The following is a 17,231-nucleotide window of genomic DNA, read 5'->3' as shown; positions in this document are numbered from 1 at the left end:
GCCGTTCAGTGAGGTTGATCAGCGCTGTATAGGAGGCAGCTGTGTGGATTAAGGATAAGGCCAATTCTCTAATCGCGGGGGCGAGGTTCCAGAGTGACGCGAGGGAAGCAAGGGCGGTATCCGGTTCGGATCTCGTGCCTGAATCAGATGATCCGCAAGGTTGCGCCAGATTGCGGCTGGGCAATATCTGGTTAGCGCAGCCTCTCTGCGCCGCGCATCAGTCACAGTGTGCCGGCAGCGGCGCTGCGGGTATCGATGACAGCGGCTACATGCTGGTCTTTCCGAGTAAAGCGGCCAGGCTCCGGGTTGGCAACATTCAAAGATGTTTCCAGCCGGGCGAACCGTTCCTCTATCGCGCAGGCGTTGACGCTGTGCTGGTCGGGCAGGAGGTTTTGACGATCAGTATTCCCACCGCCGATCTGCAGCAAAAGCTGCCTGCGCTTCAACGGACCTGTCCACTGGCACTGAACCCCGCGTCGCCGGTGGTACAGATGCTCTGGCGCTACTGCAGTGACAGCCTGGCATTGGGACAGTGTATTGGTGAACGGCAGGGGCAGTTGTTTAGCGAGCAGATTGTCAGCTTGCTGAACCTGGAGCTGATCACCGTGCTGAACGGCGCCGAGAACAATGGCTGCGACATGACGGCGGTCCACCGAGGCCGTATTTTCGATCTGATCAATGCTGAATACGGTAATGCCGAATTCTCGCTGACCCGGCTCGCCATACAGCTGCACCTGAGCCGACGTTACGTGCAACGAATTCTGGCGCGCCACGGTACCAGCTTCAGCGATTATCTGCGCACCGTACGACTGGAAGCGGCGGCCGTGCAGCTGAGCCATGCGCAGCCGCCGCTGAAACTGGCGCAACTGGCTGAAGACTGTGGCTTCAGGAGTCAAAGCAGTTTTAACCGGGCGTTCAAGCGCCACTTTGGCCTGACGCCTCGTGCTTATCATGCGGAGGTGGTGGCGCAGCGCGAGTTACAGCCGCTATGAGCGGCCCCGCCTCCGCTGGTTTACCCGCAATGGAACCCTGCGGGCTGCTGGTCGGCTGGTTCTGCCCGCCGGAGCCAACCCTGTATGATTCGCAGTGTGTTGCGCTGGCTGTCGGGCGCCACCCGGGGCGCCAACATTAATCAGTGCGTTTACTACGCGTTGCGCAACAGATTTAACAGACCCCGTTTGCCGGCCGGGTCCTTGACGGTGACCAGTGCGCCATCCTTCGGGAACAGCTTGTCGCGCAGGCGCGATAGCCAGAAACGCAGCGCGGCGACCTGCTGCATCGCCGGCAGCCACTGCTGTTCCTCGTCGCTCAGCGACCGGCGGGCCTGATAGCGGGTGAGCAGCGCGTCCGCCTTGGTCTGATCGTACTGGCCGCTGACCTCGTCGTAGCACCAGGCATTCAGGGTAACCGCGAGATCGTATAGAAAGGGTGCCGAGCAGCTGTGGTAGAAATCGATCAGTCCGCTCAGCCGCTCGCCGTCGAACAGCGCGTTGTCGGGGAACAGGTCGCCATGGATCGGTCCCTGCGGCAGGTTGGTCCAGGGAATCTGGCCGGCATCCATCAATGCGTGTTGCAGCAGATCTTTATCGGCATCATCCAGCAAGGGCAGGATCGGGGCGGCGGTTTCGGTACACCACTGGTGCAGATGCACGTACTGATCGACCGGCAGTTCGCCGGCCAGTTGATGGCTGCGGGCCAGGGTGGCGCCGATGGTGCTGCATTGGTTAAACGTTGGCGTATCGAGCGGGGCACCGCTGAGCCGGTTCATCAGTACCGCCGGGCGGTTGTTGAGTTGGCCGAACAGGGCGCTGTCATTAAGATGGATCGGTTGGGCGCAGGCCAATCCGCTGCTGGCCAGGTGGTCGACGAAACCGAGAATGAACGGCAGTTTGTCGGCGCTGACCGACTCGACCAGCGTCAGTACGAATTCGCCAGCGCTGGTGGTGACAAAATAGTTGGTGTTTTCGACGCCGGCTTCGATGCCGCGGAAATCCTGCAAGGTGCCGACCTGGTAGTGAGTCAGGTAGGCTTCGAGCTCCGGCCGCTCGACGGGGGTATAGATCGACATAGTCCTCTGGGTCCTTCAGCGGGCCACCAGTCCGTGCAGGGGGCGGCCCGTTACTACGGGATTCAGCCGTTGGCGGCGAGTTTGAGTTCCTTGCGGCTCAGCCACTGGCAGAGCTGGTCGGCACAGCTCTGGCGCACCAGGATGTCATGGCTGTCACTCAGCGGCAGCAGCTGCACGCCCTGTTCCTTCAGTTGATGATGTGCGGCGCTACGTCTTGCCACGCCGTCGCGGTGTTCTTCGCGGGTGTTCTGGCTCTCCAGCAGGTAGCGGATCGCCGCTTCGCTAAGTCGCAGTCTCTGCTGGCCGTCCTGCTGGTCGATCTGCAGGTCGTCGCCAAAGGTTTCCTCCAGCGCCTCCTGTACCGTCAGATTGCGGCCCGGTGTCGGCAGTACCAGCCAGTGATGGGCATCCAGCCAGAGGATCGCCAGCGAACCGATGCAGCTGAGGCGGGTTACCGTCAGTGGTTGTTGCACGCCCATCACCTCGCCGACCGCAATCAGCAGCGCCAGGTTGTCGGGGTCGGTGTCCAGCTTCAGTTCGCCGATAAACGGTTGCTCGCGCACCATCAGTCCGCTGACGGCGTAACGGCTGTCGAACTGAACATTGATGTTCAGGTGGGCCAGCGGGCTGGCGATCATCGGCAGCTCAGCGGTCTGGCCCGCTTGTAGTTCAATCGGACCGGTCATCTCATTTCGCCTCCGGTTCGAACTGGCCAACCATGTCCATGCCGCTGGCCTGCAGGTCTGCGTGGTAAGAGGAGCGTACCATCGGGCCACTGGCGACGTTTTCGAAGCCCAGTTCATAACCGAGCACTTCATACTCTTTGAACTGCTCCGGCGTCACGTACTCTTCAACCGCCAGATGGTGCTTGCTCGGTTGCAGGTACTGGCCGATGGTCAGCATATCCACGCCATTGGCGCGCAGGTCTTTCATGACCTTGAGCATCTCGTCTTTTGTTTCGCCCAGGCCGACCATCAGGCCAGATTTGGTGGTCACCTGCGGATGCAGGCGCTTGTACTGGTACAGCAGGTTCAGCGACCAGTGGTAATCGGCACCCGGGCGGACCCGGTCATACAGGCTAGGCACCGTTTCCAGGTTATGGTTCAGTACGTCAGGCAGGTCGGTCGACAGCGCGTCGAGCGCCGCGTCCATCTTGCCGCGGAAATCCGGTACCAGGATCTCCACTTTCAGATTGTCGTTCAGCGCCCGGGCTTCGCGTACGCAGGCCGAGAAATGCGCCGCGCCACCATCGCGCAGGTCGTCGCGATCTACCGAGGTGATCACCACGTAGCGCAGGCCGAGCTGCTGGATGGTTTCTGCCACGTGACGCGGTTCTTCCGGGTCAAGCGCCATCGGCCGGCCGTGAGCGACGTCGCAGAACGGACAGCGACGGGTACAGATTGCACCCATGACCATAAATGTGGCGGTTTTCTTGCTGAAACACTCCGCCAGGTTGGGGCAGGAGGCTTCCTCGCAGACGGTGTGCAGCTTGGCGCCACGCAGCTGCTGTTTCACCTTGCTGACGTTTTTGGCGTTGCTGTGGGCGTCGATGCGGATCCACTCCGGTTTGCGCAGACGGGGACGGTTAGGGTCCGGCTTATGGCGCAGTTTCGCCATCTTGGATTCGCCTTTCAGTTCTCGTAACGGGATCAGGTCCATAGGAACCTCCAACAGGAGTGGATCGAAAATTCAATGGGTAAACAGGCGGTTAACTTAGGTAGCGACTCAGTTCAGTAGCGGTGTTCGCTGCGGGTCGCCCTCAGAGCGGGCTGTTACGGCATCGCAGCAGCGGGCTCACAACCAGTACCTAATTAACTGCCTGTTTGATAGCCCGGCGTCGCAGCGCCGGGCTGGCTCCGGCATGGTATTCACCGTGCCGGTTACGCTTCGGTAAGCAATTAACCGCGGTAGTAGCGCTGTTCGATGAACGGCATGCGGGCAACGGTCATCGGCAGCTTCTTGCCACGGACGTCGGCGAACACCTGGGTGTCCAGCGCGCTGAACTCGGTTGCCACGTAACCCATCGCCACCGGTGCCTCTACGGTCGGGCCGTAGGTGCCGGAGGTAACCACGCCGATCTCGTTGTCGTTGGCGTCGAACAGCTTGGTGCCTTCGCGAACCGGTGCACGGCCTTCGCCGATCAGGCCGATGCGCTTGCGGGTCCAGTTCTTGTTGGCGATCTGATCGAAGATCTTGTCGGCACCCGGGAAGCCACCGGCACGCTCGCCGTCGGCACGACGGTTCTTTGAGATCGCCCAGATCAGGCTGCCTTCCAGCGGGGTGGTGGTGGTATCGATATCGTGGCCGTACAGGCACAGACCGGATTCCAGGCGCAGTGAGTCGCGGGCACCCAGGCCGATCGCTTCGATCTCCGGCTGTGCCAGGAACAGGCGGGTCAGCCGATCAGCGTCAGCGGCCGGAATGGAGATTTCAAAACCGTCTTCGCCGGTATAGCCGGAACGGGATACGAAGCACTCGACACCGTCGATCTCCATGATGCGGGAATCCATGAACACCATGTCGTTGACGGCCGGCTGGATACGGGCGATCGCCGCAGCTGCTGTCGGGCCCTGGACGGCAACCAGTGCACGGTCGTCCAGCACTTCCAGCTCCACACCTTCACCCAGGTTGGCACGCATGTGGGCGATATCCTGGTCTTTGCAGGCTGCGTTGACCACGACATAGATATAGTCGCCGTAGTTGGTGACCATCAGGTCATCCATGATGCCGCCTTCGTCGTTGGTGAACAGCGCGTAACGCTGCTTGCCAACCGGCAGGTCGATGATGTCGACCGGTACCAGCTTCTCGAGCGCAGCGGCGGCGTTGGCGCCGGTCAGCTTGACCTGGCCCATGTGAGAAACATCGAACAGGCCAGCCTGCTCACGGGTGTGCAGGTGCTCTTTCTTTACGCCCAGCGGGTACTGCACCGGCATCTCATAACCGGCGAAGGGAACCATTTTGGCGCCCAGCTCGACATGCAGATCAAACAGCGGGGTTTTCAGCAGATTTTCTGACATCTCGTTTCTCTCTAGATTCAGTTACGGCGGTTGAATTAAAACTCCTGTCCCGGCGACCGGCGTGGCCGGTCACCGGACAGCAACAGAGCAGGCCGATTGCTTAACTGTCGCGGACAGGAAAAACATTTGAACGGCTAAATGTTCAGTGAGATATGCAACCCGCCGGTCTGGCAGGTTAGCAGGCTGCATATCTCGCTGGGCACTTGCCTGGTGGGTGATATGAGGGTGCTCATGCGTTGGCTCTCTTCTTATTGTTATCGGTATCACCGCTGCAGCAGGGCAGGGCGGGCGATTCTGGTGCGACTCCGGTGTTGGGCGGCGTGTGCCGTTGTTAACAGTAAAGCAGGCCTCGGCGTATCCGGGGTGGCCGTGGCGGTCGTTTGGCTGCAGGATCTTTGTTCCGCATTGACGTCTGAGGCCGCCGTAAGAAACTGATAAGCCAAATCGGGGAATCAAGTTTCTTATAGGAAACAAAATTAGTGGATGGGGAAACGCATTGCAACCAAAATTTGCGCATCGGGCACGGTTTTTTATCTGGCAGGCCGCGTAATGGCGGTGGTTGGCGTGGTAGCCCGCGTGTTATGTCCGCGGGCAGCCAAGGCTGGTATGGGTTTCAGGCCGGGTCGCATATGAATCTATCCGGCCGGAAACTTGCTACGAATCCCGATATAGGTCGCGGTCGGTACCCAAAGGGCATGCCAAGCCCGTTGCTACGGGTCTTCGGCGTAGCAGCCCGCTCCGAGGTCGACTGGGGGGAAGGCTGGGTTGCGGATGAACCTACCCGGCCGGAACCGCGCCTGCGATCCGTGTGTTGGTTGCGGGCTGGCTTCTTAGCGGGGCAGTGTCTCGTGGCGGCCCGCTTTTATGCCCGCAGGTGCCGAGCGCAGCCGAAAGCCTGGTGCGAATCTAGATACAGGTCGCGGTCGGTACCCAAAGGGCATGCCAAGCCCGTTGCTACGGGCTTTCGGCGTAGCAGCCCGCTTCGACGGCGACCGGAAACTTGCTACGAATCCCGTTACAGGTCGCGGTCGGTACCCAAAGGGCATGCCAAGCCCGCTGCTACGGGCTTTCGGCGTAGCAGTGCGCTTCGACGGCGACCGGAAACTTGCTGCGAATCCCGATACAGGTCGCGGTCGGTACCCAAAGGGCATGCCAAGCCCGTTGCTACGGGCTTTCGGCGTAGCAGCCCGCTCCGAGGGCGACTGGGGGGAAGGCTGGGTTGCGAATGAATCTACCCGGCCGGAACCGCGCCTGCGATCCGCGTGTTGGTTGCGGGCTGGCTTCTTAGCGGGGCAGTGTCTCGTGGCGGCCCGCTTTTATGCCCGCAGGTGCCGAGCGCGGCCGAAAGCCTGGTGCGAATCTAGATAAAGGTCGCGGTCGGAGCCCGCTGCTACGGGTTTTCGGCGTAGCAGTGCGCTTCGACGGCGACCGGAAACTTGCTACGAATCCCGATACAGGTCGCGGTCGGTACCCAAAGGGCATGCCAAGCCCGTTGCTACGGGCTTTCGGCGTAGCAGCCCGCTTCGACGGCGACCGGAAACTTGCTACGAATCCCGATACAGGTCGCGGTCGGTACCCAAAGGGCATGCCAAGCCCGCTGCTACGGGCTTTCGGCGCAGCAGTGCGCTTCGACGGCGACCGGAAACTTGCTACGAATCCCGATACAGGTCGCGGTCGGTACCCAAAGGGCATGCCAAGCCCGTTGCTACGGGCTTTCGGCGTAGCAGCCCGCTCCGAGGGCGACTGGGGGTAAGGCTGGGTTGCGAATGAATCTACCCGGCCGGAACCGCTTCTACGGTGCATGGAGTGGCTAGCCGCCTGGGGCAAAAGCGCCCGGTGGCGGCCCGTTTTTTATAGGGGGGGATTATCAGGCGGTCACCCAGAGCACCACCGCGTCCTCCTCGCTGGTGGAGACCAGCGCGTGCCCCATGTCGCAGTCATAGTAGGCCGAGTCGCCACTGTGTAGCTCAACAGGTTCATAGAACTCGGTATACAGCTGCACCGAGCCACTCAGTACGAACAGGAACTCCTCACCGTCGTGACGTACCCAATCCTGGTATTCGCTGAAGCTGTGGGCACAGACCCGGGTGCGATAGGGGATCATCTTCTTCTGGCTCAGCTGGGTCGCCAGTAGTTCATGCTCGTAGGTCGGTGTCGGATGCGGCTTGCCTTCGCCCAAGCGGGTGATATCACGCCGGCCGGAGGCCTGGGCGCGCTGCTCGGTCGGTTTGGCGAACAGCTGCGGGATATCGATGCCGAGCCCCTGGACCAGCTTCTGGACCGCGGCAAAGGTCGGCGAAATCTGTTCGTTCTCGATCTTCGACAGCGTAGAGCGGGCCAGGCCGGTGCGCTTGCTGGCTTCTTCCAGTGTCAGGTTCTGGCTCAGTCGTATCTCCTTGACCCGCTTGCCCAGCTCCAGCGGTTCCAGGGTCGCTTCGCCGCTGGCCAGTGTCAGTTTCCCCTGGTCAGAGGTCTTTTCCTTCTCTTCTATCAAGAAGTGCGGTTCGTCAGACATCGGCAAACTCTCCCGTACCGCGCAAGGCGCGCTGTACTCATCTATATAAAGGTCAGTCCCTATCGGTGGACAAATCTAAGTATACCTGAAAATCGGTGTACGAAGTTTCCTATAGGAAATATTTGTTGCCAGATGTGAAAACTGTTGCTAGTCTGAATCACAGGTAACCCACACAGGGTTCGTGGCTGAATCCAGCCTCATATATAAGGATGAGAGTCGGGTGGCCCCCGCCACAGACAGGACCGAACACAGGTCCACCTGCAGAGGGCAGAAAGTGCAGGGTCGGTGGCAGAGATAACAATAAACCGGAGGCATCAGGCAATGCTGCTGAGCATTTTCGACCTGTTTAAAATCGGTATCGGTCCGTCCAGTTCCCATACGGTCGGCCCGATGGTGGCGGCAAACCGCTTCCTCGATGAACTGCATGCAAATGGCCAGTTCGACAAGACCCAGGCTGTAAAAGTACACCTCTACGGCTCCCTGGCGATGACCGGTAAAGGTCACGCCACCGATATCGCGGTGATGGTTGGTCTGATGGGCGAACAGCCCGATACGGTCGACCCGGACATGGTGCCGGTCTACGTCGAGCAGATCCGCAACGATCACCAGCTGAACCTGGACGGTAAAAAGCAGATCACCTTCGATCCGGAGGTCCATCTGCCGTTCAATTTCGGCGAGTCCCTGCCGAAGCATCCCAACGGCATGCGTTTTCAGGCGTTCGACGACGCCGGCATTATCGTGCACGACAACATTTTCTATTCGGTCGGCGGCGGTTTCGTGTTGAGCGATGCCGAAGCGACCAAGGGGGCTGTCAGCGGTGGCCGGACCAGCGTGCCGTTCCACTTCAACAATGCCGCCGAGCTGCTGGTGCTGTGTAAAGAGCACCAGATGAGTATCGCCGAGCTGGTGCTGGCCAATGAGTATTCCCATACCGATAAGGACGAAGTCAGCCGCAAGCTGATGCAGATCTGGCAGGTGATGGACGGCTGCATCCGCCGTGGTTGCGAGCAGACCGGCGAGCTGCCGGGTGGCCTGCACGTCAAGCGCCGCGCCCATGAACTGCGCCGCGAGTTGATCGAGCAGCCGGAGAAGGCGCTGAAAGATCACCTGACCGTGATGGACTGGGTCAACCTGTTCGCCATCGCGGTCAACGAAGAGAATGCCGCCGGCGGCCGGGTGGTGACTGCACCGACCAACGGTGCGGCCGGTGTGATCCCGGCGGTGCTGGCGTACTACGATCGTTTCGTGCCGGGTTCCAACGAGGAGGGGATCAAGACCTTCCTGACCACCGCGGCGGCGATCGGCATGCTGTACAAGACCAACGCGTCGATCTCCGCCGCCGAAGTGGGCTGCCAGGGTGAGATCGGTGTGGCCTGCTCGATGGCGGCCGGTGCGCTCTGCGCGGTACTGGGCGGCACCATCACCCAGGTTGAGAATGCCGCCGAGATCGGCATGGAACACAACCTGGGCCTGACCTGCGACCCGATCGGCGGTCTGGTACAGGTACCCTGCATCGAGCGCAACACCATGGGTGCGGTCAAGGCGATCAACGCGGCCCGGCTGGCGTTGCGCGGTACCGGCGAGCACCACGTGTCGCTCGACTCGGTGATCGAGACCATGCGCCAGACCGGCGTGGATATGCAGGACAAATACAAGGAAACCTCCACCGGCGGCCTGGCCGTGAACGTGGTGGCCTGTTAATCGGCCTGTTGGCAGGCTCTTTAGAACAATAACCAGTTGAGACAGAAACCATGAGCAATCTGTATCAGAACAGCGAAACCGAACAGTTTTTTACCCAGGATCTGGCCGCCGCCGACGCCGCGTTGCTGAAAGCGGTCGACGACGAGTTCCGTCGCCAGGAAGATCAGATCGAGCTGATCGCGTCTGAGAACATCGTCTCCAAAGCGGTGATGCAGGCGCAGGGTACTGTGCTGACCAACAAGTACGCCGAAGGTTACGTCGGTCGCCGTTACTACGGTGGTTGTGAATACGTCGATGTAGCGGAAGCACTGGCGATTGATCGTGCCAAGCAGCTGTTCAACTGCGAATATGTCAACGTTCAGCCGCACTCCGGCGCCCAGGCCAACGGCGCGGTGTTCATGGCCCTGCTGCAGCCGGGCGACACCATCATGGGTATGTCGCTGGATGCCGGTGGTCACCTGACTCACGGTGCCCGTCCGGCTCAGTCCGGTAAGTGGTTCAACGCCGTTCAGTACGGCGTATCCAAAGAGACGCAGCGGATCGACTACGACGAGGTCGAGAAGCTGGCTGAAGAGTGCCAGCCGAAGCTGATCGTTGCCGGTGGTTCCGCGATTCCGCGCGAAATCGATTTCGCCCGTTTCCGCGCCATCGCCGACAAGGTCGGTGCCTACCTGATGGTCGACATGGCGCACATCGCCGGCCTGATCGCTACCGGCGTTCACCCGAGTCCGCTGCCGCACGCTCACGTGGTGACCACTACCACCCACAAGACCCTGCGCGGTCCGCGTGGCGGCATGATCCTGTCCAACGACCTGGAACTGGGCAAGAAGATCAACTCTGCGGTATTCCCGGGTCTGCAGGGCGGTCCGTTGATGCACGTGATCGCCGCCAAGGCGGTTGCCTTCGGTGAAGCGCTGCGCCCGGAGTTCAAAGGCTACATCCAGCGTGTCGTCGAGAACGCCAAGGTACTGGCTGAAACCCTGGTTGAGCGTGGTTGCGATATCGTCACCGGCGGTACCGATACCCACCTGATGCTGGTTGACCTGCGTCCGAAAGGGCTGAAAGGCAATGCGACCGAAGAGGCGCTGGAGCGTGCCGGCATCACCTGCAACAAGAACGGTATCCCGTTCGATCCGGAAAAGCCGATGGTGACCTCCGGTATCCGTCTGGGTACGCCGGCCGGTACCTCTCGCGGTTTCGGTGTCGAGGAATTCCGCCTGATCGGTAACCTGATCGGTGATGTGCTGGACGGCCTGGCGGCTAATCCGGAAGATAACGGCGCGGTGGAAGCAGAGGTTCGTGCCAAGGTGGCCGATCTGTGCAAGAAGTTCCCGCTGTACCGCTGAGTTTGCATAGACGAATTTGAGCTGAAGCTCGATCGGGGAGTGGCTGCTCCCCAGTTGAATGCCAATAAATTCAAAGAATTAAGAGAGAGTTATCATGAGCAACGTACCTTCTAACCTGAAATACGCCGCGTCTCACGAGTGGGTGCTGGACAACGGTGACGGCACAGTAACCGTTGGTATCTCCGACCACGCTCAGGAGTTGCTGGGCGACGTGGTGTTCGTCGAACTGCCGGAAATCGGCCGTGAAGTGAATGCAGGTGAAGAGTTCTCTCTGGTGGAATCCGTAAAAGCGGCGTCCGACATCTACGCGCCGATCAGCGGCGAAGTGGTTGCCGTCAATGAAGCGCTGGAAGACGCCCCGGAAACCGTCAACGAAGAAGCGTACGAAGGTGGCTGGATCGCCAAGATCAAAGTTGCTGATGCCGCTGAGCTGGAAGCCCTGCTGGACGCTGATGCGTACCAGGCAAAAGTTGCCGAAGAGGGTTGATCGTAGTGCGGGACTGTGAATAGGTGCAGTCCCGCACTAACTGTCCTCCGATCGACTCTTCGAAGCAAAGCGGGGGAGGAGTGCAGGCCGACCCCGCACCCTGTTTGTCGCCACCGGGCTCGCTAGGGAGCCCGGTGGTGGACAACCGGGGTTTGTTTAATTCTAGCCTTACTGCCGTCAGGCTGACACAGCCGGCAGCAAGGCCTCTGACAGGTTTACTACTATGGCTGTTGAAACTCGCGCACTGAGTGAACTGGAACAGAATTCCGAGTTTACTCGTCGTCATGTTGGTTCTGATGCCGCCGAGCAGCAGGCGATGCTGGCCGAGCTGGGCGTTGATTCCCTGGATGCACTGATCGAGCAGACCGTACCGGATTCGATCCGTCTGGACGATGCCCTGGATATGCCGACCGGCGTGACCGAAGCTGAAGCACTGGCGGAGCTGAAAGCCCTGGCCTCGCAGAACAAGGTCAACAAGTCCTACATCGGTATGGGTTACTACAACACCCTGGTGCCGAATGTGATTCTGCGCAACGTGATGGAAAACCCGGGCTGGTACACCGCTTACACGCCGTACCAGCCGGAGATCGCCCAGGGCCGCCTGGAGGCGTTGCTGAACTTCCAGCAGATGGTAATGGACCTGACCGGCATGGATCTGGCCAACGCCTCCCTGCTGGATGAGGCGACCGCTGCTGCTGAAGCGATGACGCTGTGCAAGCGCTCCAACCGCAAGAAGAGCAACAGCTATTTCGTCGCCGACGACGTTCACCCGCAGACCCTGGACGTGATCAAGACCCGTGCCGAATACTTCGGTTACGACATCGTGGTCGATTCCGCTGACAAGCTGGCCGACTACGACGTCTTTGGTGCCCAGCTGCAGTACCCGGGTACCACCGGTGAGATCAGCGATCTGAAAGCCCTGATCGAGAAAGCCAAAGAACAGCAGGCGATGGTCGCCGTAGCGACTGACCTGCTGGCGCTGGTGCTGCTGAAATCGCCGGGCGAGCTGGGTGCCGACGTGGTGCTGGGTTCCGCACAGCGGTTCGGTGTGCCGATGGGCTTTGGTGGTCCTCACGCCGCTTTCTTCGCTGCCAGCGAGAAGCTGAAGCGCTCCGTGCCGGGCCGTATCATCGGTGTCTCCGTCGACTCCAGCGGTAACCAGGCGTTGCGCATGGCGATGCAGACCCGTGAGCAGCACATCCGTCGTGAGAAGGCGACTTCCAACATCTGTACCGCTCAGGCGCTGCTGGCCAACATGGCAAGCTTCTACGCGGTCTACCACGGTCCGGACGGCCTGAAGACCATTGCCGAGCGCGTGCACCGGCTGGCCGCGATTCTGGCCAAGGGGCTGGCAGAGAAGGGCGTCCAGGTAACCGACAGCTACTTCGACACCCTGACGCTGACCGCTGACGACGCTGATGCAATCTACCAGCGCGCGCTGGACGCCGGCTGCAACCTGCGCAACTTCGGTGACGGTCGCCTGGGTATCAGCCTGGACGAAACCACTCGCGCGGCCGATGTGGCCGAGCTGTTCGATGTCGTGCTGGGCGAAGGTCACGGTCTGGAGATTGCGGCGATCGACGCCCGCATCACCGGTGGCGAAGCGACCGGTATCGCTGCAGAGCAGCGTCGCGAAGATGCGATTCTGAGCCACCCGACTTTCAACAGCTACCAGTCCGAGACCGAGATGCTGCGTTACATGAAGCGTCTGGAGAACAAGGACTACTCGCTGGTGCACGGCATGATCCCGCTGGGCTCCTGCACCATGAAGCTGAACGCCACCGCCGAGATGATCCCGGTGACCTGGCCGGAATTCTCCAACATGCACCCGTTTGCACCGGCCGATCAGGTTCAGGGTTATCACGCGATGCTGCATCAGCTGGAAGATCAGCTGGTTGAGATCACCGGCTACGACAAGGTCTCGCTGCAGCCGAACTCCGGTGCCTCCGGCGAATACGCCGGCCTGCTGGCGATCCGTAAGTACCAGGAATCGATCGGTGAAGGGCACCGTAACGTCTGCCTGATCCCGTCTTCCGCGCACGGCACCAACCCGGCGTCCGCGGCGATGATGGATATGAAGATCATCGTCACCGCCTGTGACGAGAAAGGTAACGTCGACGTGGCGGATCTGGCGGAAAAAGCCGAGCAGCACGCGGAAAACCTGTCCTGCCTGATGATCACCTATCCGTCGACCCACGGTGTCTACGAAGAGGATATCGTCGAGATCTGCCAGATCATCCACAAGCACGGTGGTCAGGTGTACATGGACGGCGCCAACATGAACGCGCAGGTCGGCATCTCCAAGCCGGGCATGATCGGCTCCGACGTCTCTCACCTGAACCTGCACAAGACCTTCGCCATCCCGCACGGTGGCGGTGGTCCGGGCATGGGGCCGATCGGCGTCAAGAGCCATCTGGCACCGTTCCTGGCCAGCCACAAGGTGAGCCCGGTTGAAGGCCTGAACCCGGAAAACGGCGCGGTCGCTGCAACGCCGTACGGTTCCGCATCCATCCTGCCGATCACCTGGATGTACAACCGGATGCTGGGTAAGGACGGTCTGAAGAACTCTACCCAGAACGCAATTCTGGGCGCCAACTACCTGGCCGAGAAGCTGTCTGAGCATTACCCGATCCTCTATCGTGGCCGCAATAACAAGGTGGCGCACGAGTGCATCGTCGATATCCGTCCGATCAAGGAAGCCTCCGGCGTGACCGAGGAGGATATCGCCAAGCGTCTGATGGACTACGGTTTCCACGCGCCGACCATGTCGTTCCCGGTAGCGGGTACGCTGATGATCGAGCCGACCGAATCCGAATCCAAGGCCGAGCTGGATCGCTTCATCGATGCGATGGTCAAGATCCGTGGCGAGATCGAGCGGGTGCAGAACGGTTCACTGCCGGCGGATAACAACCCGCTGTGCAACGCGCCGCACACCCAGGCCGACGTGATGGGCGACTGGAGCCGTCCGTACAGCCGTGAAGAGGCGGTGTTCCCGTCCGAGTCTGCGCGTGCTGCCAAGTTCTGGCCGGCGGTCAACCGCGTCGACAACGTGTACGGCGACCGTAACTTCATCTGCTCCTGCCCGAGCATCGACGCGTACCGCGACGACGAGCAGGCTTGATGAACCCGGCTGCGGCAGCCTTTGGGGTGCCGTAGCCATTCCGGTCGGAGCGGGACTTTTTCGGTCCGGCCGGGCATCCCCCGTTCACGTTTGTCAGGCGTGAACCGCAGCGGTGACGAGCCGTTGCACCTGTAAAAGCAATATGGCTTTGTACGGCTGCCTAGAGGGTGGCCGTTTTTTTTGCTTAGAGCTTCGTGCTATGGGCAACAGGAAGCGCGCTCCCTTTGGCGTACCGTCATGCTATAGTGCGCCGCTCTTTAGGATTAACCAGACGAGATAGCGATGATTACCAACGAAATCCTGCGCCGGCTTACCTCCACTCTAGAGCTTGGCGAGGAACAGATGCTGGCGCTGTTCCAGCTTGGCGGCTGTGAACTGGCAGCGGACGAGTTGCAACGGATGTTGTTGAAGGACCATGAGCCGGATTTCCTGAAATGCTGGGATGAGCGGCTGGTCGCTTTTCTCGACGGATTGATCACCGAACGACGCGGGCCGCGCGATACCAATGCCCCGGCACCGCAGATCGTCAAGCTGACCAACAATGCGGTGCTGAAGAAGATCCGTATCGCGCTGGATCTGCAGGAGCCGGCGATGTTGCAGGCTTTCCAGCAGGGTGGTGTAGAGCTGAGTCGGCCGGAGCTGCGAGCACTGTTCCGCAATGAACAGCATAAGCATTACAAGGCTTGCAGTGACCAGATGCTGCGCGCGTTGCTGGTCGGTCTGGAGGCACAACTTCAGGCGCCGTCCTGATCGCCAACGTCTTGTCTTAAAAGTCTTCGGGCATCGGCCAGGTCAGGCTGGTGCCAGCTCGCTGGGCGGTGTCGCTGTCGTGCCGGTTGCTGGTCAGCATACCGTTATCGGTTGAAACGATAGCGACCGGCCAAATCCAACTTCAATCGCGAATTCCGCCGGATTACCGGCCTGAGCCCGACGCCATCGAGCCATGAACGCCGTCCTGATCGTCGGTCCGCCTGAGTCTTCAGGCTCGCGCTGCACACTCATTCATCTTCCGGTTCCTGGCGTGCCTGGCTGTCAGCCGGGTGATATTCCTTATTATTCGATCTGTAGTCATACCAAAGTCTTATAACAATGATTTATAAAAATTCATGTCAAGGCTATATTCGCTAAAGTATGGCTTGGATGCAGGATAAATTCATGAATGAGCCTCCAATTCATGAAAATATGTTGAGCTGCCGCCATTAAAATTGGCCCCCCAATAATAAATCTAATAAGCACAGCGCATTAAGCGCTGGCATACGGGAGGACCCACCCTTGCAATCTTTTGTTGATTTCATGAATGGCATCATCTGGAGTCCGGCACTGATCTACCTGTGCCTGGGCGCCGGTCTCTTCTACTCCATCATGACCCGTTTCGTCCAAGTGCGGATGTTCGGCGAAATGTGGAAGCTGCTCCTGTCGGGCAAAAGCTCCGAACATGGTATCTCTTCGTTCCAGGCGCTGGCGGTTTCGCTGTCAGGCCGAGTCGGTACCGGTAACATTGCCGGTGTCGCCGCGGCGATCGGTTTTGGCGGTCCTGGTGCGGTGTTCTGGATGTGGGTAGTTGCCTTCCTGGGCGCTGCTACGGCCTATACCGAATCCACCCTGGCACAGATCTACAAGGAGAAGCAGGACGGCCAATACCGTGGCGGCCCGGCATTCTACTTCGAGAAGGCGATGGGCCAGAAATGGTTCGGCTGGATCTTCGCGATCGCTACCATCATGGCCTGCGGCCTGTTCCTGCCGGGCGTTCAGTCCAACAGTATCGGTAATGCCGCGGAAGCTGCCTTCGGCAGCGGCAGCATGATCGAGACGGCGATCGGTACCATCAGCTTTGCCAAGATCATGACCGGCACCGTTGTGGTACTGATCCTGGGCTTCATCATCTTCGGTGGTGTTAAGCGTATCGCGAACTTCACCCAGGTGGTGGTTCCGTTCATGGCGCTGGCCTACATCATCATCGCCTCGGTTATCGTGCTGCTGAACATCGACATGCTGCCGGAGATCGTCGGCATGATTCTCGGCGATGCCTTCACTCCGATGGCGGGCCTGGGCGCGGCGATCGGCTGGGGCGTCAAGCGCGGCGTATACTCCAACGAAGCGGGTCAGGGTACTGGTCCTCACGCGGCTGCGGCGGCAGAGGTTGAGCACCCGGCACAGCAGGGTCTGGTACAGGCGTTCTCCGTCTACATCGATACTCTGTTCGTCTGCTCCGCAACGGCATTCATGATCCTGATCACCGGTGCTTACAACGTGCACGGTGCCGGCGAAGCCTTCCTGGTTCAGAACCTGGCGGGTGACGTTGCCGCTAACGGTCCGTTGTTCACCCAGATGGCGATCGAGTCGGTATTGCCGGGCGTCGGTAATCCGTTTATCGCGTTCGCGCTGTTCTTCTTCTCGTTCACCACCATCCTGGCGTACTACTACATCGCGGAAACCAACATCGCCTACATCCAGCGTTCCTTTAAGATCCCAGGTCTGACCGGCGCTCTGAAGGTCGGTCTGATGGCGGCCACCTTCTACGGTGCGGTGAAGACCGCCAACCTGGCATGGGGCCTGGGTGACGTGGGTGTCGGCCTGATGGCTTGGTTGAACATCGTCGGTATCCTGATCATCTTCTTTACCGCGAAACCGGCTCTGCTGGCGCTGAAAGACTATGAGGCACAGCGCAAGGCAGGTGTTGCTCGCTACACCTTCGATCCGGAAAAACTGGGCATCAAGAATGCCGATTTCTGGGCCAAGCAGGCCAAGGAAGAAGCTGAAGCTCAGGCTGAAACTGAGAAAAAAGCTGCCTGATACCCCTTTGGGCTAATGCAGCGATAGCAAAAGGGCGACCATAGGGTCGCCCTTTTCGTTTGTGTGCGCCAGGCATGGCGCGTAGCGCCTTGACTGGCGCTGTTCCGGTACGCGTGGTGGCGGCCGGATGACTTGGTGGTGAAAGTCCACTGTCGGCCCGGCAAGGGGAACGATTAGCCGAAC

Annotated in this window: 12 protein-coding genes; 7 read left to right on the top strand and 5 right to left on the bottom strand. The window is 60.1% G+C overall.

Features of this window, described 5'->3' with window-relative positions; translation table 11 throughout:
• Window positions 1-41: 41 nt before the first annotated feature.
• Window positions 42-992, top strand: a complete 951-nt coding sequence (locus K6T12_RS21720) for an AraC family transcriptional regulator (RefSeq protein WP_222218588.1) — start codon at window positions 42-44, stop codon at window positions 990-992.
• Window positions 993-1,144: 152 nt separating this feature from the next.
• Here K6T12_RS21720 and K6T12_RS01055 read toward each other — a convergent pair whose 3' ends face one another.
• The 5 genes from K6T12_RS01055 to K6T12_RS01035 all read right to left on the bottom strand — a co-directional run bounded on the left by K6T12_RS01055 (window position 1,145) and on the right by K6T12_RS01035 (window position 7,600).
• Entirely contained in the window at window positions 1,145-2,068 is a 924-nt protein-coding gene (locus K6T12_RS01055) for a homoserine kinase (RefSeq protein WP_222218586.1), read from the bottom strand.
• A gap of 62 nt (window positions 2,069-2,130) precedes the next feature.
• On the bottom strand, window positions 2,131-2,754 hold the full coding sequence (locus K6T12_RS01050; protein WP_222218584.1) for a sarcosine oxidase subunit gamma family protein: 624 nt from the start codon (window positions 2,752-2,754) through the stop codon (window positions 2,131-2,133).
• A 1-nt stretch (window position 2,755) separates the two neighbouring features.
• Window positions 2,756-3,727 carry a lipoyl synthase gene (gene lipA, locus K6T12_RS01045; RefSeq protein WP_222218582.1) on the bottom strand — a complete coding sequence of 324 codons (972 nt, stop codon included), beginning with the start codon at window positions 3,725-3,727 and terminating at the stop codon, window positions 2,756-2,758.
• A 239-nt stretch (window positions 3,728-3,966) separates the two neighbouring features.
• On the bottom strand, window positions 3,967-5,085 hold the full coding sequence (gene gcvT, locus K6T12_RS01040) for a glycine cleavage system aminomethyltransferase GcvT (RefSeq protein WP_222218580.1): 1,119 nt from the start codon (window positions 5,083-5,085) through the stop codon (window positions 3,967-3,969).
• 1,867 nt (window positions 5,086-6,952) lie between these two features.
• Window positions 6,953-7,600, bottom strand: coding sequence for a helix-turn-helix domain-containing protein (locus K6T12_RS01035; protein WP_222218578.1), 648 nt, complete (start codon window positions 7,598-7,600; stop codon window positions 6,953-6,955).
• A gap of 321 nt (window positions 7,601-7,921) precedes the next feature.
• On the opposite strand from K6T12_RS01035, the gene K6T12_RS01030 reads away from it, so the two are divergent.
• The 6 genes from K6T12_RS01030 (at window position 7,922) to K6T12_RS01005 (ending at window position 17,048) form a co-directional block, all read left to right on the top strand.
• The gene (locus K6T12_RS01030) at window positions 7,922-9,301 is read left to right on the top strand and encodes an L-serine ammonia-lyase (protein ID WP_315853546.1); all 1,380 of its coding nucleotides are present in this window, start codon (window positions 7,922-7,924) and stop codon (window positions 9,299-9,301) included.
• A gap of 50 nt (window positions 9,302-9,351) precedes the next feature.
• Complete coding sequence (glyA, locus tag K6T12_RS01025) at window positions 9,352-10,647, top strand: serine hydroxymethyltransferase (RefSeq protein ID WP_222218576.1); 1,296 nt, start codon at window positions 9,352-9,354, stop codon at window positions 10,645-10,647.
• 94 nt (window positions 10,648-10,741) lie between these two features.
• Window positions 10,742-11,134, top strand: coding sequence for a glycine cleavage system protein GcvH (gene gcvH, locus K6T12_RS01020; RefSeq protein WP_222218575.1), 393 nt, complete (start codon window positions 10,742-10,744; stop codon window positions 11,132-11,134).
• A 223-nt stretch (window positions 11,135-11,357) separates the two neighbouring features.
• Complete coding sequence (gcvP, locus tag K6T12_RS01015) at window positions 11,358-14,255, top strand: aminomethyl-transferring glycine dehydrogenase (protein ID WP_222218573.1); 2,898 nt, start codon at window positions 11,358-11,360, stop codon at window positions 14,253-14,255.
• A 282-nt stretch (window positions 14,256-14,537) separates the two neighbouring features.
• A complete protein-coding gene (locus tag K6T12_RS01010; RefSeq protein WP_222218571.1) occupies window positions 14,538-15,005 on the top strand; it encodes a YehS family protein in 468 nt (155 codons plus the stop codon).
• Between the two features lie 522 nt (window positions 15,006-15,527).
• Window positions 15,528-17,048, top strand: a complete 1,521-nt coding sequence (locus K6T12_RS01005; protein WP_222218569.1) for an alanine/glycine:cation symporter family protein — start codon at window positions 15,528-15,530, stop codon at window positions 17,046-17,048.
• Window positions 17,049-17,231 lie beyond the last annotated feature (183 nt).

It is taken from the genome of Marinobacterium arenosum, assembly GCF_019795155.1.
GTDB lineage: Bacteria > Pseudomonadota > Gammaproteobacteria > Pseudomonadales > Balneatricaceae > Marinobacterium_C > Marinobacterium_C arenosum.
This window is presented reverse-complemented; position numbering and strand designations above follow the sequence as displayed.